The organism is Nonomuraea sp. NPDC049309, from assembly GCF_043196965.1.
GTDB classification, from domain to species: domain Bacteria; phylum Actinomycetota; class Actinomycetes; order Streptosporangiales; family Streptosporangiaceae; genus Nonomuraea; species Nonomuraea fastidiosa.
The window spans coordinates 402711-420646 of sequence record NZ_JBICSH010000002.1 but is presented as its reverse complement, the minus strand read 5'-3'; the positions used below and the strand labels follow the sequence as shown (position 1 = coordinate 420646).

Sequence of the window (17936 nt, the reverse complement as noted above, 5' to 3'; positions counted from 1 at the left end):
CATGAAAGGTGACCGGGTGGAGATCGTCATCGACGCGGGTGGGTCGTCACCGCGCACGTACGAGATCACGGCCACCCGCGCCGGCCGGCGGGTCGAGGTGGCCACCCGGCGCGGGCTGGTCGAGGTGAGCGAGGTCACCAGGAGCGGCACGCCGGTGCGCACCGCGCGGTTCATGTCCAGCCGCGTTCTCGCCCTCGTGGAGCATCCCGCCGACGAGGCCTAACGGAAGTCGGCCGCGTGGTCCTCGGCCCACTGGCGGAAGGTCAGCGCCGGCCGGCCGAGCAGCCGCCAAACGGTGTCGGTGGCCCGCTCGGGGGCGTCCACGAACGAGCGCCAGGTCGCCAGCGCCTGCTCCACGAACGCCGCGTCGCCCCAGGCCGCCATGAGCCGCTCGCGGGCCGAACGCTCGTACGTCCAGACCGGCCCTGGCGAGCCGGGAGACCACGAGACTGCCCACATTGCCGGTCGCGCCGGTCACCAGGATCTTTTCCAGGGCTGCGACCGTAGGACCTCAACCGAACGTCAGGTCAACCCCGGCCGCACCTGGATCGTGCCGTCGCGCCTGATCCTGGTCTCGAACACCGGGGAGGGCGCCGTCGCCGGCCCGTGCTTGACCGAGCCGTCCTTCAGCCGGAACGTGCTGCTGTGCCACGGGCACACCACGCACGCCTCGCCGTCCTGCATGACCAGCCTGCCCTGGTGCAGCGGGCCGGCGAGATGCGGGCAGCGGTCGCCCAGCACGGTCACCGCGTCGCCCTGGCGCAGCACGAAGAGCTGGATGTAGCCGAGCCGCCGCGCCACGGGCCGCCCCTCGGGCAGGTCCTTGATCGGGCACAGGTCGTGCCAGCCCAGCGGCACCAGGTGCGTCACCTGCGGCGCGTGGTTCGCGCCCGCCGCCTGCCGGTGCGCCAGGTGCCCGCCCAGGTACGCGCCGAGCCCGCCGACCGCGAGCCCCGCGTACGACAGCATCCGGCCGGGCCGCTCCTGCCCGCGCAGGCGGGTCAGCAGCGAGGCGGTGAACAGGCCGAGCGCGGCGGTGTTGGCCAGCATGTGGACGAAGCCCACCCGCTGCTGCTCGCGGTGGAGCATCGACCAGTCGGTCACCCCCGAGGCCGTCGTGGGCAGCGCGTTGACGATGCCGGTCGCCAGCAGCAGGCGCGCCGCCCTGGGGTCGGCGTTCGCGAGGTCCAGCACGGCGGTGGAGAGCCAGCAGCCCAGGCTCACCGTGGCCAGCGACGGGTGCACGGGCTCGCCGAGCGGCACGCCGTGCAGCATGTCGCGCAGGCGGCCCTGGCGCAGCCGCCGGCGCACGACCTTGGCGAGCGCGCGGATCGGCCGGTCCATGCCCTTCGACTTCTCGAGCCGATCGGCGAGGGCCACCGGCCCGGCGAAGCCCCGCAACTGCCGACGCTTCGCGCGTACTGTCTCTTTCACGACAAGTCCCCTACCCCGGGCATGAGGGGATCACTCGGACAGGTGTCCCCTGGCCACGGAGAGTTCGACCAGCTCGAGGGCGTACTTGCCCAGCGTCGGCGAGCCTTCCTCGATGATCCGCACCTTCTCCCGAACCTGCGCTGCCGTCACCTTGAACAGCGGCCAGGTGCCCCCCTCGGTGTGGTGGTTGGCCAGGATCGGGGCGAACCTGTCGAGCGCCTTGGCGAACTTCGCCTCCGGCGTCTTGCGCTCCTCGAACTCCTCCCACAGCTCCCGCAGGCGCGCCCCCTGCTCGGCGGGCAGCAGGCCGAAGATCCGGTCGGCGGCGGCCCGCTCGGCCTCCGCCTGCGCGGCCACCTCCACCGGGTCGTAGATGAACGTGTCACCCGCATCGATCTCCACCAGATCGTGCACCAGCAACATCGCCACCACCCGCTGCAGGTCGGTTCCAGGTGGGGCGTGCTCGCCGAGGACCATCGCCAACGTGCCCACGTACCAGGAGTGCTCGGCGGTGTTCTCCCGTCGCGAGCCGTCGATGAGGTGGTTGCGGCGGATGATCCGCTTCAACTTGTCGATCTCGATGGCGAAGGCGATCTGAGCGTTCAGGCGGTCCTCTTCTGGCACGATAGTCACGCGCGACACCCTAATGTGCGGTGATCACCCCGGTTGGTGAAATCGTGACCGGAACTCCGTTGAACACTGCGTTACCACTTGGGGGGTCGATCGCCGTTTCGTCCGTGAGCGCGTTCGCGCTGACGCCCGCGTGACCGGCCGCCACCCGCTGCGCGCCGCCCGCGTGCCCCCAGCCGTGCGGCAGGCTCACCACACCCGGCATGATCGTGTCGGTCGGCTCCACCGCGACCGTGACCTCGCCCGTCGCCGAGCGCACCACCGCCTCGCCGTCCAGCCCGAGCCTGGCCACGTCGTCGGGGTGGATCTGCAGCGTGCACGTGTTGCTGCCGCCCACCAGCGGGGCGACGTTGTGCATCCAGCTGTTGTTGGAGCGCAGGTGCCGCCGGCCGATGAGCACCATGTCGGGCGGAGCCTCGCCGAGCCTGGCGCGCAGCCGCTCGACGTCCTCGAGGATGTGCGGGGGAGCCAGCTCGATGAGCCCCGACGCGGTCCCCAGCACCTCGCCGAGCCGCGGCTGCAGCGGGCCCAGGTCCAGGCCGTGCGGGTGGTCGAGCAGCTTGCGCAGCGACAGGTCGCCCTTGCCCGACCACGCGCCGTACGGGCCGAGCCGCAGCATCATGTCCAGCCGCCGCTCCGCGCCCGTCTCGCCGTCCAGCAGCGCGCGCAGCTCCGCGACGTCCCTGCCCTCCACGCCGGACCCGGGCGTCTGCGTGGCCTTGCGCAGCGTCTCGTCGATGACGTACGCGTCCAGGTCGCCCTCCAGGCCCGAGGCGATGCCCGCCAGCCTGGCCAGGATCTCCGCCTCCGACGGCCGCCCGTCCAGCGGCAGCGCCGGCCGCGAGTACCTCGCGTAGTTGCGCACCGCGAACCCGAGCAGCGCGAAGTCGTAGTGGCCCGCCTGCAGGATGCGCGGCGGCGGCAGGATCACGTCGGCGTGCCTGGTCGTCTCGTTCAGGTACGGGTCCACGCTCACCATGAACGCGAGCCGGTCCAGCGCCCTGTCCAGGCGGGCCCCGTTGGGCGCCGACAGCACCGGGTTACCCGCGATCGTCAGCAGGAACCTGATCTGGCCATCGCCCGGCGTCTCGATCTCGTCGGCCAGCGTGGCCACCGGCAGCTCGCCGTTCGCCTCCGGCAGCCCGCGCACCCTGCTCCGCCAGCGCCCCACCTGGTACGGCCGGCGCCGCCCCGGCGCCTCCGTCGCGGGCTTGGCGAACATCACGCCGCCCGGCCTGTCGAGATTGCCGGTCAGCACGTTGAGCACGTCCACCAGCCACTGGGCCAGCGTGCCGAACTCGGCGGTGCAGGTGCCGATGCGGGCGTACACGGCCGCCCGGTCCGCCGCCGCCAGCTCCCTGGCCAGGCGCGTCACCGTCTCGGCGGGCACGCCGGTTCTGGCGTGGACCGCCTCCGGCGGGAAGTGCTTGGCCGCCTCGCGCACCTCGGCCAGCCCGTTCACCTCCTGCCGCGGCCTGACCAGGTCCTCGGCGAACAGCGTGTGCACGATGCCGAACAGCAGGTACGCGTCCGTCCCCGGGCGGATGAACACGTGCTCGTCGGCCAGTGCCGCGGTCCGCGTACGGCGCGGGTCCACCACGACCAGCCGGCCGCCGCGCCGCCTGAGCGCCTTGAGCCTGCCGGGGAAGTCGGGCGCCGTGCACAGCGAGCCGTTCGACTCCAGCGGGTTCGCGCCCAGCATCAGCAGGTAGCCGGTCCTGTCCAGGTCGGGCACCGGGATCGCCATCGGGTGGCCGAACATCAGCCCGGCCGCCACGTGCTTCGGCATCTGGTCGGCGGTACTGGCGGAGAAGACGTTGCGGGTGCCGAGCGCCTTGACGAGCGGGGAGACGTACAGGGCGCCGGCCATGGTGTGCGCGTTCGGGTTGCCCAGGTAGACGGCCGTCTCGCGGCGGTCCTTCACCTGGTCGAGGCCCGCTCGTACGGCCTCGAACGCCTCCTCCCAGCTCGCCTCGCGGAACCGGCCGTCCCGCTTGACGAGCGGGACGCTCAGGCGGTCGGGATCCTCGTCGAGCCGGCCCAGGCTCGCGCCCTTCGGGCAGATGAACCCCTTGCTGAACGGGTCGTCCTTGTCACCGCGCACGCTCGTCACGCGCCCGGCGTCGTCCAGGGTGAGCGTCAGGCCGCAGACGGCTTCGCAGAGGGGGCAGGTCCGGTGCACGGTGGTCGGCATCACGACTCCTGAGTTCGCCAGATGAACTCATCTTCGCGCGGAGCGCGCGCATGGGGAAGCCCCGGAGCCCCCGCGGTCTCCGGGGCTTCGCCTCCCAGGGACCCGGTTCCCTAGGTCTTCACGCCGCCCTCGGCAGCACCACCTGGGTGCGCAGATCAGGCGGCTCCTCGAAGTCGGAGCGCAAGGGGACCCAGGAGCGGCGGCCGTACAACCGGTCGAGCCCCGGGGACATCGTGCCGGGCGAGTCGTCCCTGCGGACGATCTCCACCAGCACGAACTGGGGGCGCGTGCGGTGCCGGTACACGTTCACGCTGCGGGCCCAGCAGGCCGCGGCGATCTCCTCGGCGTACGCATCGAACTCCTCGGCGCTGATGCCGGCCCTGACCATGATCAGCGCCTTCTCGCCCGTCGTCGTCGGCGTGATCCAGAGCACCAGCGGGATCCGTCCCGCCCGGGTGTGCATGGTCGTCTCCATGCACACCCGGTGCAGGCGGTGGCGGGAGACCACGCACCAGAAGTGCGCGGCTACCCAGCTGCGGCCCGCCTTGGTGGCGGCCGGCACGGACACGGCGCTGGTCAGCAGGACGACCGGCACCCAGTGGCCGTCCCGGGTGGCGCCGAGAAGCGCCAGCACGAACAGCGTCGCGGCGCCGAGCAGCAGCAGCTCGGTCCTCGCCCGCCACAGCTTGACCAGCGGCCGGCTCCCGCGGACCGGGGGAAGGTCCTCGTTGGCGGGGTAGATCTGGTTGCGCGGGTTCCTCGCCATCAGGACACCTCCTCCGTCACCTTGCGTGGGAGGCGGAGCTGGTCGAAGCGCGGGTCGCGGTAGCGACGGGAGCCGAACCCCGTCCTGGTCACCGTCCAGCCCATGCGGAAGGCGAACTCGTCCGGCTCTACGCAGATCTCGTAGTCGGCCGAGGCGATGAGGTCCTGGATCCAGGACTTGATTCGGCTGAGTCCCTTGGTACCTTGTGAGTACATAGAAGACCCCTTTCGCGGCATTTAGAGGTGGCTTCTTGGCCGGTCCGACGGCTGATGACCGGTCTCGCCGCAGGGTGGCAGCCCGTGGTGCGACGAAGAATCGGTGGTCAGCCGCGGATCGGCTTTTTGCATGCTCGATCGAGCGAATTCGCGCTGCGCGCTCAGGCGATGACGAAGTCCTTCCGGCAAGTGGCCTCCCTGTGGCGGTGATTCGTTTCCGGGACGGCGACGTTGCCGGGGGCGCGCCCGCCGAACGAGCGCGTGATCATGGTCGGGAGTCCCCACGCGTGCGGCCGATGCGTCATGTCCGGCCTCCTCACCACTCGAGAACCCTCCTGGTTCAGATGGTCCCCCGAGGTCCGCGAAGCTGCAATACTCCGAGCAAGGGAAGATTTAAGTTTCTTCGCCCATTGCCCTGCAACTTGCACGTTAAGTGTCATCCCCCGGATGCGAGGAGGAAAAACCTGACCGCCTCCGGCACACCTGCGAAGGTTGTCCTTGCTCCTACGCTCTCTCCGTGAAAGCCTTCTGGCAAGGCTGTGCGGCACATCTCATGCAACTTGCAGTGTAAGATTGGGCGAACGGCCCAAAAAGCCGGACTGCAAACGATCCCTTCCGGCTACACCTTCATTCCCGAGAAGGAGAGTGGACGGTGCCATCGCAGCAGGGCAGTCCCACAGTACGGCGGCTCCGCTTGGGCCAGGAGCTTCGCCTCCTCCGCGAGCGGCGCAAGCTCACCGGCGCCAAGGCGGCCAGAGACCTCGGCTGGTCCGCCAGCAAGGTCAGCCGCATCGAAGCCGCCAAGACCATGCCCAGCACTGAGGACATCAAGGCCCTCGCCAAGCTGTACCGGCTGGACGGTGACAAACTTGATGAACTCTTCGGCTTGTTGCGTGATGCGGAGCAGCGAGGGTGGTGGGAAGATTACGAGGACGCCCTGCCCGAGGAGTACACGACATTCCTGGGGCTGGAAGCGGAGGCCATCGTTCAGCGCAACTGGGAACCCCAGGCTGTGCCTGGCCTTCTGCAAACCGAGGACTACGCGCGAGAGGTCATCCTGGCCACGCGCGGTATCGCGCGCATAACGCACAGTGGTGTCCGTAGTCGCGTCGAGGCCCGTCTGGACCGGCAGCAACGAGTTCTCCACAGGCCGAATCCGTGCCAGTTGAGCGTCGTGCTGGACGAGGCGGCTTTGATGCGGCGGTTCGGCGAACCCTCGGTCATGCGGGAGCAGATGGAGCATCTCCTGGAGATGTCCGTACTGCCGCACGTGAGCGTCCACGTACTCCCGCTGGATGCACTGCATCCGGTGAACACGGGTGCGTTCATTCACCTGAAGTTCTCGGGTTTTGACGATGTGGTGTATCTAGAGCAGCTGTATACAGCCGACTTCGTCGAGGATCTTGAACGGGTCGCCGGATATGAAATGGCATTCGATCACATGAGATCGGAGGCCCTGGACGAGGACGAATCACGAGTCCTCATCCAGCGAAAGGCGATGCTGTGGCGGCGATGACGGCATGACCTCACCAAAGAGGCAATGACGCCTCTGACCCTTTGGGGAGAATATGCACGACAATATTTCAAGGGCGGCCTGGCGTAAGGCGAGCTACTGCAACGGTGCGACCGCATGCGTTGAAGTGGCGCCCCTGGCGGATGGCAACGTAGCGATCCGCGACAGCAAGCAGGACGACGGCCCTGTGCTCGTGTTCACTCCTGAGGAGTGGGCCGCCTTCGTCGCGGGAGTCCGCGACAACGAGTTCGACCTGGCCACGCTGGGCGCGAGCGCGTGACGAACAGCCCTGGAGGGTCCCGCGACCGACTCTCCAGGGCCATTCTTTTGGCATGCTGCAACCCCTTTGTCGCCTGCGGCCCTGAAAAGGGCCGCTTCACTCTTGAAGATCGCTATTTCTTGGCCCTTCCGATCGCAAGTGCGGCGAGCTCCCTGCGGAGTGCTCCGCCTTCTCTGTGATCCTCCATCCTGAAGTCCTGCGCGCAGCCGGCGACGACCTCGCGGCTCGCGGCAGGAAAATGCATGGGAATCTCCATTCACCCGCGGACGAGGCGCCCGCCCGCCTTTCCGAACGGCCGGTGCGAGCGCGATGATTCGCCCCTTATCTCGATGCCGCTGCCGATGCGGGAAATGACGGCGAAAAGCCGGGCCACCCGGGATCTCCCGGTGCCCGGCGGAGGGTGCTCGGTCATGCGGTGGTCAGGGGCTTGGGGCGGCGGGTGAGGAAGAGGGAGCTGAGGCCGGCGAGGACGGCGAGGGCGGCCATCGCCAGGGACGTGGCCATGGGGGCGGAGGAGGCCGTGGGGCCGGTGTCGAGGGTGATGAACAACGTGCCGACGGCGGCGACGCCGATGACCTGGCCGAGCTGCATGACGGTGAGCAGGGCGCCGCTCGCGTCCGCCGCGTACGCGCCGTCCACCTGCTCGGTGGCGAGGTTGGTGACCGCGACCTGCACGCCGAGGCCGGCGCCGACGAGGGCGCTCATGATGGCGTAGACGACGCCGCCGCTCGCGGCGAGGCCGAGGCCGATGTAGGCGGGGGCGGCGACGACGTAGCCGAAGGGCAGCAGGGGCCGCTGCAGGCGTACGGGCAGGCGCGGCCAGGCGAGCCCGACGAGGCCGAACGCCAGCGCGCACGGCACCAGCATCATGCCGGAGGCGAGCGGCGTCATGTGCAGGTCGCCTTGCAGGTGCAGGGCGGAGGTGAACAGGAAGGCGCCCCAGGTGGCCGGGCCGAAGAGCAGGACGGCGAGGCCGGGCCGCATGCCGGGCGCGCGCAGCACCCGGGCGTCCACGAGCGGCCGCCCGCCGCGCCCGGTGACCCAGCGTTCGACGCGTACGAACACCGCGAACGTCACCACGCTCAACGCCATCGAGATCCAGCCCCACAGCGGCCAGCCGAGGTCGCGGCCGAGCACGAGCGGCACCACGAACAGCAGTACGGCCGCCGACAGCGTCACCAGGCCCAGCGGGTCGAGCCCGGTCCGGCCGCCGCCGGAGTCGTGGGGCAGCAGCCGGTACGCGGTGATCAGCAAGAGCGCGGCGACGGGCACCAGCACCAGGAACACGATCCGCCAGCCGAGCCCGATGCCGAGCAGAATTCCGCCGAGCGCCTGGCCGGCCACGATGCCGCCGCTGATCGTCAAGGACCACAGGCCGATCGCCCGGCCGCGGGCCGCGCCGTGGAAGTTGCGCTGGATCAGCGTCAGCACCTGCGGCATCATCATCGCCGCCCCGGCGCCTTGCAGCAGCCGGGCCGCCACCAGCCAGCCCGTCGTGGGGGCGAGGCCGGCGGCGAGGGTGGTCACGGTGAAGGCCGCCAATCCGCCGATGAACGCTCTGCGGTAGCCGAACAGGTCGCCGACCCTGGCTCCGGTGATCAGAAGGACCGCATAGACGATGGTGTAGCCGGCAATGACCATCTGCAGCCCGGCGCCCGACGAGTGCAGGTCGGCCTCGATGGTCGGGGTGGCCACGTTGACGATGTTGACGTTCAGGATGGCCAGGAACTGCCCGAGAAGGATGGTCGTCAGGAGCAGCCCGCCGGCCTTGGGGGCCTCCTGTGGGGTGGTCACCCCTTCAGAGGACACAACGGTGGTTTGCGACATGTTGTGAAGTATGCAGTGACCCCAATACCAGTAACGAGAGCCCACTTATACTGGTATTGGGAGTAACTGGCTAAGTGCCGCAGATGTCACGCATAGTGGATTAATGCAGGTGGCTGAGGCAAGACGTACGGATCTGTCGGCGTTCCTGCGCTCCCGCCGCGCGCGCATCACGCCCGAGATGGTGGATCTGCCGCCGGGGACGCGCAGGCGCACCCCCGGGCTGCGCCGCGAGGAGGTGGCCCAGCTCGCCGGGGTCGGCGTCACCTGGTACACGTGGCTGGAGCAGGGCCGGCCGATCAACGCCAGCCCGCAGGTCCTCGACGCGATCGCGCGCGCGCTGCGTCTGGACAGCGCCGAGCGGCAGCATCTGTACCGCCTGGCCGGGCACGCCGCCGACCCGGTGCCGGACGGCTCCGGGCAGATCACGCCCGAGATCCAGATCATTCTCGACCGCATGGGCGACATGCCCGCCGTCATCTCCAACGGCCGGTGCGACGCCCTGGCGTGGAACGACGCGTACGCGGCGCTCTTCCCCGAACTCTGCTCCGCCCCCGAGGGCGAGCGCAACCAGCTCTGGCAGCTGTGCACGCGCCCCTCGACCACGCTCATGCTGGCCGATCACGACCATGAGCTGGCCAGGCTGGTCGCCGTCTTCCGCGGCGCCTACAGCCGGCACTCCGACGACCCGTGCTGGCAGGACTTCGTGCGCCGGCTGCTCTCGGAGAGCGCGGTGTTCGCGCGGTTGTGGGCCCGGCAGGACGTGGCCGAGGCGGGGTCGAGGGAGAAGGCGTTCAAGCACGTCGAGCACGGGCTGCTGCGGTTCAATGTGACGAGTTTCACCATGGTGCCCGAGATGCGAATGCTCGTCTATACGCCAATGGATGACCCGACTCGTACGGCGATGTCCAAGCTCATGGAGGCTGCCCGGTAAACCGCCCTGCATGGCATGCTCGATCCCTGAAAGTCAGGTTTCGAGCGGAAGTGGCGGCATATGAGACTCCCCCATGCCCTCCCGGTTCTCGCTGCGCTCTTCTCCGTGGCCTCCTGCTCGGCCATGCCCGGAGCGGAGCCGGAACGGCAGCCGCAGCGCAAGGAAGTCCAGCGGCAGGCCGCCGAGGAGCCGACCAGCGAACCGACCAGGAAGCCCAAGCCCAAGCGCCGGCCGTACACCATCGCCTTCGGCGGCGACGTGCACTTCGAGGGGATCCTCCGCCCCCGGCTCGCCGACCCCCGCACCGCGCTCGGGCCGATCGCGAGCGTGCTGCGCAAGGCCGACCTCGCGATGGTGAACCTGGAGACCGCCATCACCACGGGAGGGACGCCGGCGCCCGGCAAGCAGTTCACGTTCAGGGCCCCGGCGAGCGCGCTCACCGCGCTCAAGGCGGCCGGGGTGGACGTCGCGTCCATGGCCAACAACCACGGCATGGACTACATGGAGAGCGGGCTCGCCGACTCGCTGAAGGCGATCAAGCGCGCCAAGTTCCCCGTGGTCGGGATCGGGGCGAACGCCACCGAGGCGTACCGGCCCTTCCGCAGGACCGTGAACGGCAACCGCGTCTCGATCATCGGGGCCACCCAGGTGATGGACACGGAGTTCATCCAGGCGTGGACGGCCACATCGACCAAGGGCGGGCTCGCCTCGGCCAAGAACGAGGCCGCGCTGCTGAAGGCGGTCAAACAAGCGCGCAAGAACTCCGACACCGTCATCGTCCACCTGCATTGGGGCACCGAGCTGCAGAAGTGCCCGAACGAGGCGCAGCGCGCGCTCGCTCCCAAGCTGGTCAAGGCGGGCGCCGACGTGGTGGTCGGCGGGCACGCGCACATCCTGCTCGGCTCCGGCTACCTGGACGACGCCTACGTCAACTACGGCATGGGCAACTTCGTCTTCTACAACTCCGACCCGGCCACCACCGGCAGGACCGGCGTGCTGACGCTGACCATCAACGGGCGGCGGATACTCAAGGACGCCTGGACGCCGGCCACCATCCAGGGGGGAGTGCCGGTGCCGATGACGGGAGCCGCGAAGACCCGCGCGGTGGCCGACTGGAAGGCGCTGCGCTCCTGCACGGGGCTGTCCTCCCGCCCCGAGTCGCAGTGACGGCGTCCTGTCCGCGCGTCCGCCTGAAAGCGGGAGTCGGCGGACCGCGTGACGCCGCCCCGGGCGCGACCGGCTGGTCTGCGGCGCGCAGCGCGGGACCGATGGGTGCGGCCGGTTCGGGGATCGGGCGGGGTCGCGGTGCACGGCGGGCGGGTGGTCTGCGCGGGTATCGATATCGACGCGGCGAAGCAGACGGCCGACGCTATTGTGAATGATTTTCGCGGTACGGCTTACGTCGTGCGCGTGGGCGTGGCGAATGGCGATCAGATGGAAGCCTTCGCGTGAAATAGCATATCCGAAAATGGAATACCGGACATTGTGCTGAACAATGCCGGTATCGCGGTCGCCGGTGCGTTCCTCGATCGCAGCGCTGACGACTTGGCGCAGTGTCCACGACGTCAATCTCCGGGCCGGTCATCCACGGCTGCCGGCTCTTCCGCGCCGGCATGGCCGAGCGCGGCGCGGCGTCGGGGCCGGCGTCATCTGCGCGGGTTTCGTCTCGACGGGGATCGCGGGCGACGCCACGTACACGGCCGAGGGGGCTGCGCGGGGGCGGCGGCGTGGCGCGGGTACTCGCCGGGGCGGGTGGCGGCGCGCATATTGCGCGCGGTGCACCGTAAACGGCGGTCATCGTGCAGGGAAAAATCGGGTATGCCCTGTCGCGGATTTCGCCTCGAACCGTCCGCGGGTTCGCCCGCTTGATCTCTCCTTCGAGGATTCCGGAATTCGGCAGGTAACGATCGCCCCAACGGGAGAAGATGGTTTCGTGTTCTCGCCGCAGCAAATGGACCCGCAGCAGATGGATGTCGCGTGCGTCCCGCCGAAAGCTCTCAGGCGGCAGCCCTCGCAGCGCCGCAGCGCCCGACGGGTCGAGCGGATGCTCGACGCGTGTGCCCAGCTCCTCGACGAGATCGGCTACGAAGCCCTGTCGACCACCCGCATCGCCGAACGCGCCGGGGTGGCGATCGGCTCGGTCTACCAGTTCTTCCCCGACAAGCGCGCCATCACCCAGGAGCTCACCAGGCGCAACGTCGAGGAGTTCGTCCGCAGGGTCGATCGCCGGTTCCTCGAAGAGGACCTTCGTGGCTGGTGGGAGGCCGTCGACGCGATCATCGACATCTACGTCGACATGCACAGGACCGTCGCCGGCTTCAAGAGCCTGCGCTTCGGCGATGCCGTCGATCTCAACCTGCTCGACTCCGACTCCGACAACAACGCCGTGATCGCCGGACGGCTGCGCGGGTTGTTCCTCAAGGAGTTCGGGCTGGCCGACAGCCCCGCGCTCGACCTCGCCGTGCTCGTCGCGGTCGAGGCCGGGGACGCGGTGCTCAAACTGGCCTTCCGCCGGGACCCGCAGGGCTCGCCCGAGATCATCGACGCCGCCAAACACCTCATCAGAGGATTCCTGTCCCGGCAGCTCCGCTCCTGGTCACCCGCCGCGGCCGCGGCGAAGGACCCCGCCGGAGAGCCGGCAGGAGAGCCGGTCGGGGAGTCGGCAGGAGGGCCGGCCGTAGAGCCGGTCAGAGAGTCGGCCGGAGGGCCGGTCGGGGAGCCGGTCGCCGGTCAGTAGGCGGGACCGGGGGCCGGGGTGCCGGATCCGGTTGCGGGACAGGGTCGTGGTGCGGTCCGGCGTCGAGTCCGGGTCGTGGTGCGGTCCGGCGTCGAGTCCGGGTCGTGGTGCGGTCCGGCGTCGAGTCCGGGTCATGGCGCGGTCCGGCATCGAGTCCGGATCGTGGCACCGTCCGGCATTGAGAGTGGATCAGTAGCGGACCATGCCCGGCCGCTCAGGAAGTTCGGGCAGCCGCCGCTCGGCCTCCTCCTGCTCCGCCAGCGCCGTCGCGGGCATGTCCTGGAGCTGGGGCGGGGCCGGCGTGCTCCCGCATGCGCCCGAGAGCGAGGCCGGGCGTGCCTCTCTCGCCTCGCGGATCTGCAGCCGGGTCTCCAGTGCGTGCAGGTTGCGTTCGGCCGCCTCGATGGACTCCAGGCGGGCCGACAGGTAGCCGGCCACCCCGGGCCCGAGGGCCGCCAGCACCACGGCACAGGCCAGCGTGAAGGTCGTCTGCTTGGACATGCCCATCACAGTCCCTCCGCTCGCTGTGGCGGCTGAGTGACGCCTATATGCCCGATGACCTGGGCGAATACGCATTCTCGGCGTGGGATTGGCGGAGAAGTTACCGAATTTGCACGTGACCGGCGATGCGGATTGACCGGGCAAACAGCCGGGTGGCTCGGTAGTCTCGCGGTGTGGCGCATGTGACCCGTGAGCACCTTGATCGTCTGCTCGAGCAGGCCCTGCTGGCCGACGACCACAGTTCCCTGGCCAGTCGGCTCTACGACGTCGCGCAGGACTATTCGTCCGGCGATGTCTCCAGGGCGTCCATCCTGGTCCTCGCCGCCGAGGAGTGGCGAGCGGCCGGGCAGCCCGCCCGCGCGATGGAGTGCTTCCAGCTCGCGGTCGAGGACGGCGGCGATGCGGGTTTCGACGCGCGTGCCGGCATCGCCGACACGCTCTTCGAGCTCGATCGGCCGGATGAGGCAAGAGAGATCATCGAGACGATACGCGCGGAAGGCAACGTCTCCACGGCGACCGCTCACACGATCGCCGAGACGCTCGTGGCGTACGGCGACCTGCAAGGGGGGCTCGAATGGGCCACCCAGGCCGCCCTCGCCTGCGATGAGAACGATCCAGAGCAGGTGGCGGTGCTCCGCACCCGCTACCGCATCCGGGTCGATCTCGGGTTGCCTGAGGACGAGCTCGACGAGCTCGTCTCCTGACGGCCGCGCGTCCTGACGAGCCCTGCCGCTCGTGGCAGGGCTCCCTCAGCTGTGCCCGCGGCCGGGGACGAGGGGCAGGGTGTGCGGCCCTGCAGCACGTGAGCCTGTGGGTCAAGCCGTGTGTCGCGGGTCGTGGGGTGCGGCCGTCCAGCGCGTGAGCTTGCGGGCCGAGCCGCGCGTTGCGGGTCGTGGGGTGCGGGTCGTGGGGTGCGGCCGTCCAGCGTCGTCTTCGCCGGGCGTGTGGAGGGGGTGGCCGGAGGGACGGTTGCCCTGGTCCCTCCGGCCTGGAGGCCGGGCGCGGCAGGCACGACCCGCGCCCGGACAGTGGCTCACCTCCGGCGCAGGCGGCGAGGAGGCGTCGCCGCCCGGATCCGGCGGACGCCGGGGTGAGGAGCTCCGCCCGGCTCCGGTGCGGGCCGGTGAGGAGCGCTTATCGTCCGGCCCCGGTGAGGAGAGGCCGAACGGGGCGGTCACCGCGTCTCGGCGCCCGGGTCAGCCCAGGGGCAGCGGGAGAGCCTGGGTGAGGCCGCCGAGGCTGCTGAAGCCGCTGATGATGGAGCCGCCGCCGGGGGCGAAGCGGGTGCCCTCCAGGCTCTCGAACGCCTTGGGCAGCAGCTCGCTGATGACCTGGGAGCCGACCTCGCGTACCGGCTCGTGCAGCTTGATGGGCGAGTCGAGGCGGGTGCCCGCGACGGTGGGGGGCGGGGGCGCCTTGCGGTCCTGCCTGTTCGCGCTGTGCTTGCTCTCTCCGAGCGTGCCCTCTCCTTGCCGGCCCGCGGGCGGCTTGCCGGCCAGCGGCACGCGGGGGAGTTCGGGCAGCGCGGGGACGCTGCGCATGGTGGCGAGGTCCTTCATCGTGAGCGGCTGCGGGACCAGGGGAAGCAGCGTGGGCGAGCCCGCCAGGGACGGCATGCCCCACGTCGCCGCGATGCCGCCGAGGTCGCTCATGCCGAGCGCCCGCCTGCCGGTCGCGAGCCCGGTGAGGCCGAGCCGCCTGGCCGTCTCACCGGCCGCCATGGCCAGCCTGTTCGTCTCGGTGGTGATCACGCGCGAGGCGCCGATGCCCGGGTCGTCGAGTTCGATGCCCGTGTGGTGCCCGCACTGGGTCAGGGGCAGCGCCGCCGGTTCCGCTCGGGCGCAGGTCCGGGCCGCCGCAGGACCCGCGCACAGCCAGCTGACACCCGCGGCCACCGCGGCCACCGCGATCGTGCTCCGGATCTTCTGGAATGACACCGCACGTCCCCCTCATCGATGTCGGTGCACTGACGAACGCACAACGTAGTCAGCGATCTTGGCCGGGGGAGGCGGCTTGTCCGAAGAGTGGGGCGAACCTTACCGAACGCCGGGCCCGATGACCCGGTCATGACACGCCGAAGCCCGGAGATCTCGCAGATCTCCGGGCTTTCGACGTCGTGGGTCGCACCGGCCATCGCCGCGAGCGCCCCTCGGGGCCCGGCGCTTCGCCAGGCCGTTGGTGATCCGGCAGTCGCAGCGGACCGCAGGCGCCCCTCGGGACGGTCCGCGCCACGCGAGTAGAGGCCTCGAGCGCGCGCCCGGCGCCGGCGCGAGCAACCCCTCGGGCGGTGCGCGCCGGCGAGCGTCAGGCGGCGCGCTGGATCAGCAGCTCGTCGTCGCCGAGCTCCACCTTGACCGTGTCGCCGTCCACGATCTCGCCCGACAGCACGGCCTTGGCCAGCTTGTCGCCGATGGCGGACTGCACCAGGCGGCGCAGCGGGCGGGCGCCGTAGAGCGGGTCGTAGCCGGTGAGCGCCAGCCACTCGCGGGCGGCGGGCGTGACCTCCAGCCGCAGCCGGCGGTCGGCCAGGCGCCGGGCCAGGCGCTCGACCTGCAGGTCGACGATCTGCGCCAGCTCCTCGGAGCCGAGCGCGTCGAACAGGATGACGTCGTCGAGCCGGTTGAGGAACTCCGGCTTGAACGAGCTGCGCACCGCCGCCATGACGGCCTCGCGCTTGGCGCCGTTCTCCAGGCTGGGATCGACGAGGTACTGCGAGCCGATGTTGGAGGTCAGGATGAGGATGGTGTTGCGGAAGTCGACCGTGCGGCCCTGGCCGTCGGTCAGCCGCCCGTCGTCGAGCACCTGCAGCAGGATGTCGAAGACCTCGGGATGCGCCTTCTCGACCTCGTCGAGCAGCACCACCGTGTACGGGCGCCGCCTGACGGCCTCGGTGAGCTGGCCGCCCTCCTCGTAGCCGACGTAGCCGGGAGGCGCGCCGACGAGCCTGGCCACGCTGTGCTTCTCGGAGTACTCGCTCATGTCGATGCGGGTCATCGCCCGCTCGTCGTCGAACAGGAACTCCGCGAGCGCCTTGGCCAGCTCGGTCTTGCCGACACCGGTCGGGCCGAGGAACAGGAACGAGCCCGTGGGCCGGTCGGGGTCGGCGACGCCGGCGCGGCTGCGGCGCACGGCGTCGGAGACGGCCTGCACGGCCTGCCGCTGCCCGATGATCCGCTTGCCCAGCTCCTCCTCCATGCGCAGCAGCTTGGCCGTCTCGGCCTCCAGCAGCCGCCCCGCGGGGATGCCGGTCCACGACGAGATCACCTCGGCGATGTCGTCGGCGCCGACCTCCTCCTTGACCATCGCGTTCTCCGGCTGCGCGGCCTCGGAGGCGGTCTTGAGCGCCTGCTCCAGCCGCGGCACCTCGGCGTACATGAGCCGGGAGGCGGTCTCGAAGTCGCCGTCGCGCTGGGCCCGCTCGGCGGCGCTGCGCGCCTCGTCGAGCTGCTTCTTCAGCTCACCGACCTTGTTGAGCCCGGCCTTCTCCTGCTCCCAGCGGGCGACCAGGGCGTTCAGCTCCTCCTGGCGGTCGGCCAGCTCGCGGCGCAGGCGTTCGAGCCGCTGCACGGAGGCCTCGTCGGTCTCCTTCGACAGCGCGAGCTCCTCCATCTTCATCCGGTCGACGCTGCGCTGGAGCTGGTCGATCTCCACGGGACGGGAGTCGATCTCCATGCGCAGCCGCGAGGCGGCCTCGTCGACCAGGTCGATCGCCTTGTCCGGGAGGAAGCGGTTGGTGATGTAGCGGTCGGACAGCGCGGCGGCGGCGACCAGCGCGCTGTCGGCGATCTGCACCTGGTGGTGCGCCTCGTAGCGGCCCTTGAGCCCGCGCAGGATCGCGATGGTGTCCTCGACCGACGGCTCGCCGACGTAGACCTGCTGGAAGCGGCGCTCCAGCGCCGGGTCCTTCTCGATGTGCTCGCGGTACTCGTCGAGCGTGGTCGCGCCGATCATGCGCAGCTCGCCGCGGGCGAGCATGGGCTTGAGCATGTTGCCGGCGTCCATCGCACCCTCGGCGGCCCCCGCACCGACGACGGTGTGCAGCTCGTCGATGAACGTCACGATCTGCCCGTCGCTCTCCTTGATCTCGGAGAGCACGGCCTTGAGCCGCTCTTCGAACTCGCCGCGGTACTTCGCGCCGGCCACCATGGCGCCCAGGTCGAGCGCGATGAGGCGCTTGCCGCGCAGCGACTCGGGCACGTCGCCGGCCACGATGCGCTGGGCCAGGCCCTCGACGACGGCGGTCTTGCCGACGCCGGGCTCGCCGATGAGCACCGGGTTGTTCTTGGTGCGGCGGCTGAGCACCTGGACGACGCGGCGGATCTCCGTGTCGCGGCCGATCACCGGGTCGAGCTTGCCGGCGCGGGCGCGCTCGGTCAGGTCGACGCCGTACTTCTCCAAAGCCTGGTAGGTGTCTTCAGGGGTTTCGCTGGTGACGCGGGCGTGGCCGCGTACCTTCTCGAAGGCGTCGAGCAGCGCCTGCGGCGTCGCGCCCTGGGACTTCAGCAGCTCGGCCGTCTGACCCCCGTCGGCCGCCAGGCCGACCAGCAGGTGCTCGGTCGAGACGTAGAGGTCTTCGAGCCGGTTGGCGTGCTGGGCGGCGGTGTTCAACACGGTCAGCAGCTGGCGCGAGGTCGACGGCGCCCCCACCGTCGCGCCCTGCGCCTTCGGCAGCGCGGCGAGCTGCTCCTCGGTGCGGGCCTTCAGCGCCCGCCAGTCGGCGCCCACGGCCTCCAGCAGCGGAACGGCCGTGCCCCCCGTTTGCGTGAGCAGCGTGCTGAACAGATGAGCAGGAGCGACCTCGGGGTTGCCCTCGGCGGCGGCGCGCCGAACGGCACCCGAGAGCGCCTCCTGGCTCTTCTGGGTGAGCTTGTAGTCCATTTCTCAGGCCCCCGGTGGCAACTGGTAGCG

Annotated in this window: 18 protein-coding genes; 8 read left to right on the top strand and 10 right to left on the bottom strand. The window is 70.3% G+C overall.

The window, feature by feature from the left end:
• Nucleotide 1 precedes the first annotated feature (1 nt).
• A complete protein-coding gene (locus ACGFIM_RS15835) occupies nucleotides 2–223 on the top strand; it encodes a hypothetical protein (protein ID WP_393200575.1) in 222 nt (73 codons plus the stop codon).
• Here the strand turns inward: ACGFIM_RS15835 and ACGFIM_RS15830 are convergent.
• The 6 genes from ACGFIM_RS15830 to ACGFIM_RS15805 form a co-directional block, all read right to left on the bottom strand.
• Nucleotides 220–459, bottom strand: a complete 240-nt coding sequence (locus ACGFIM_RS15830) for a hypothetical protein (RefSeq protein ID WP_393200573.1) — start codon at nucleotides 457–459, stop codon at nucleotides 220–222. The two genes, ACGFIM_RS15835 and ACGFIM_RS15830, sit on opposite strands and share 4 nt — an antisense overlap.
• A 63-nt stretch (nucleotides 460–522) precedes the next feature.
• A complete protein-coding gene (locus ACGFIM_RS15825; protein WP_393200571.1) occupies nucleotides 523–1434 on the bottom strand; it encodes a Rieske 2Fe-2S domain-containing protein in 912 nt (303 codons plus the stop codon).
• A 30-nt stretch (nucleotides 1435–1464) separates the two neighbouring features.
• Complete coding sequence (locus ACGFIM_RS15820) at nucleotides 1465–2076, bottom strand: HD family hydrolase (RefSeq protein WP_393200569.1); 612 nt, start codon at nucleotides 2074–2076, stop codon at nucleotides 1465–1467.
• Between the two features lies 1 nt (nucleotide 2077).
• Nucleotides 2078–4258: a molybdopterin-dependent oxidoreductase gene (locus ACGFIM_RS15815; protein ID WP_393200567.1), complete on the bottom strand. Its 2181-nt coding sequence runs from the start codon at nucleotides 4256–4258 to the stop codon at nucleotides 2078–2080.
• A gap of 118 nt (nucleotides 4259–4376) precedes the next feature.
• Entirely contained in the window at nucleotides 4377–5024 is a 648-nt protein-coding gene (locus ACGFIM_RS15810) for a hypothetical protein (protein WP_393200565.1), read from the bottom strand.
• Nucleotides 5024–5239 carry a hypothetical protein gene (locus ACGFIM_RS15805; RefSeq protein ID WP_393200563.1) on the bottom strand — a complete coding sequence of 72 codons (216 nt, stop codon included), beginning with the start codon at nucleotides 5237–5239 and terminating at the stop codon, nucleotides 5024–5026. Before ACGFIM_RS15805 ends, ACGFIM_RS15810 begins: the two co-directional genes overlap by 1 nt.
• A gap of 652 nt (nucleotides 5240–5891) precedes the next feature.
• Here ACGFIM_RS15805 and ACGFIM_RS15800 point away from each other — a divergent pair.
• Nucleotides 5892–6755 carry a helix-turn-helix domain-containing protein gene (locus ACGFIM_RS15800; RefSeq protein ID WP_393200561.1) on the top strand — a complete coding sequence of 288 codons (864 nt, stop codon included), beginning with the start codon at nucleotides 5892–5894 and terminating at the stop codon, nucleotides 6753–6755.
• Between the two features lie 52 nt (nucleotides 6756–6807).
• The gene (locus tag ACGFIM_RS15795; protein WP_393200559.1) at nucleotides 6808–7032 is read left to right on the top strand and encodes a DUF397 domain-containing protein; all 225 of its coding nucleotides are present in this window, start codon (nucleotides 6808–6810) and stop codon (nucleotides 7030–7032) included.
• A gap of 408 nt (nucleotides 7033–7440) precedes the next feature.
• Here ACGFIM_RS15795 and ACGFIM_RS15790 read toward each other — a convergent pair whose 3' ends face one another.
• Entirely contained in the window at nucleotides 7441–8826 is a 1386-nt protein-coding gene (locus tag ACGFIM_RS15790; RefSeq protein WP_393200557.1) for an MFS transporter, read from the bottom strand.
• A 142-nt stretch (nucleotides 8827–8968) separates the two neighbouring features.
• On the opposite strand from ACGFIM_RS15790, the gene ACGFIM_RS15785 reads away from it, so the two are divergent.
• From ACGFIM_RS15785 to ACGFIM_RS15770, 4 genes are all read left to right on the top strand, one after another.
• The gene (locus ACGFIM_RS15785) at nucleotides 8969–9790 is read left to right on the top strand and encodes a helix-turn-helix transcriptional regulator (RefSeq protein WP_393200555.1); all 822 of its coding nucleotides are present in this window, start codon (nucleotides 8969–8971) and stop codon (nucleotides 9788–9790) included.
• Between the two features lie 60 nt (nucleotides 9791–9850).
• The gene (locus ACGFIM_RS15780) at nucleotides 9851–10957 is read left to right on the top strand and encodes a CapA family protein (protein WP_393200553.1); all 1107 of its coding nucleotides are present in this window, start codon (nucleotides 9851–9853) and stop codon (nucleotides 10955–10957) included.
• 105 nt (nucleotides 10958–11062) lie between these two features.
• Nucleotides 11063–11242, top strand: a complete 180-nt coding sequence (locus tag ACGFIM_RS15775; RefSeq protein WP_393200551.1) for a hypothetical protein — start codon at nucleotides 11063–11065, stop codon at nucleotides 11240–11242.
• 592 nt (nucleotides 11243–11834) lie between these two features.
• Nucleotides 11835–12527, top strand: a complete 693-nt coding sequence (locus ACGFIM_RS15770) for a TetR/AcrR family transcriptional regulator (RefSeq protein WP_393200549.1) — start codon at nucleotides 11835–11837, stop codon at nucleotides 12525–12527.
• 189 nt (nucleotides 12528–12716) lie between these two features.
• Here ACGFIM_RS15770 and ACGFIM_RS15765 read toward each other — a convergent pair whose 3' ends face one another.
• On the bottom strand, nucleotides 12717–13028 hold the full coding sequence (locus tag ACGFIM_RS15765; protein ID WP_393200547.1) for a hypothetical protein: 312 nt from the start codon (nucleotides 13026–13028) through the stop codon (nucleotides 12717–12719).
• 173 nt (nucleotides 13029–13201) lie between these two features.
• On the opposite strand from ACGFIM_RS15765, the gene ACGFIM_RS15760 reads away from it, so the two are divergent.
• Nucleotides 13202–13732 (top strand): tetratricopeptide repeat protein, encoded by a 531-nt coding sequence (locus ACGFIM_RS15760; RefSeq protein ID WP_393200545.1) that lies wholly within the window; start codon nucleotides 13202–13204, stop codon nucleotides 13730–13732.
• A 492-nt stretch (nucleotides 13733–14224) separates the two neighbouring features.
• Here ACGFIM_RS15760 and ACGFIM_RS15755 read toward each other — a convergent pair whose 3' ends face one another.
• Both ACGFIM_RS15755 and clpB read right to left on the bottom strand, forming a co-directional pair.
• The gene (locus tag ACGFIM_RS15755) at nucleotides 14225–14965 is read right to left on the bottom strand and encodes a hypothetical protein (protein ID WP_393200543.1); all 741 of its coding nucleotides are present in this window, start codon (nucleotides 14963–14965) and stop codon (nucleotides 14225–14227) included.
• Nucleotides 14966–15332: 367 nt separating this feature from the next.
• On the bottom strand, nucleotides 15333–17906 hold the full coding sequence (gene clpB, locus ACGFIM_RS15750; protein WP_393200541.1) for an ATP-dependent chaperone ClpB: 2574 nt from the start codon (nucleotides 17904–17906) through the stop codon (nucleotides 15333–15335).
• Between the last annotated feature and the right edge of the window lie 30 nt (nucleotides 17907–17936).

Bases quoted from the DNA above. Each gene is read 5' to 3' on its own strand.
- ACGFIM_RS15765 (WP_393200547.1), bottom strand. From the start codon at position 13,028: ATGTCCAAGCAGACGACCTTCACGCTGGCCTGTGCCGTGGTGCTGGCG.
- ACGFIM_RS15810 (WP_393200565.1), bottom strand. From the start codon at position 5,024: ATGGCGAGGAACCCGCGCAACCAGATCTACCCCGCCAACGAGGACCTT.
- clpB (WP_393200541.1), bottom strand. From the start codon at position 17,906: ATGGACTACAAGCTCACCCAGAAGAGCCAGGAGGCGCTCTCGGGTGCC.
- ACGFIM_RS15815 (WP_393200567.1), bottom strand. From the start codon at position 4,258: ATGCCGACCACCGTGCACCGGACCTGCCCCCTCTGCGAAGCCGTCTGC.
- ACGFIM_RS15830 (WP_393200573.1), bottom strand. From the start codon at position 459: ATGTGGGCAGTCTCGTGGTCTCCCGGCTCGCCAGGGCCGGTCTGGACG.
- ACGFIM_RS15780 (WP_393200553.1), top strand. From the start codon at position 9,851: ATGAGACTCCCCCATGCCCTCCCGGTTCTCGCTGCGCTCTTCTCCGTG.
- ACGFIM_RS15770 (WP_393200549.1), top strand. From the start codon at position 11,835: ATGCTCGACGCGTGTGCCCAGCTCCTCGACGAGATCGGCTACGAAGCC.
- ACGFIM_RS15835 (WP_393200575.1), top strand. From the start codon at position 2: ATGAAAGGTGACCGGGTGGAGATCGTCATCGACGCGGGTGGGTCGTCA.
- ACGFIM_RS15805 (WP_393200563.1), bottom strand. From the start codon at position 5,239: ATGTACTCACAAGGTACCAAGGGACTCAGCCGAATCAAGTCCTGGATC.
- ACGFIM_RS15795 (WP_393200559.1), top strand. From the start codon at position 6,808: ATGCACGACAATATTTCAAGGGCGGCCTGGCGTAAGGCGAGCTACTGC.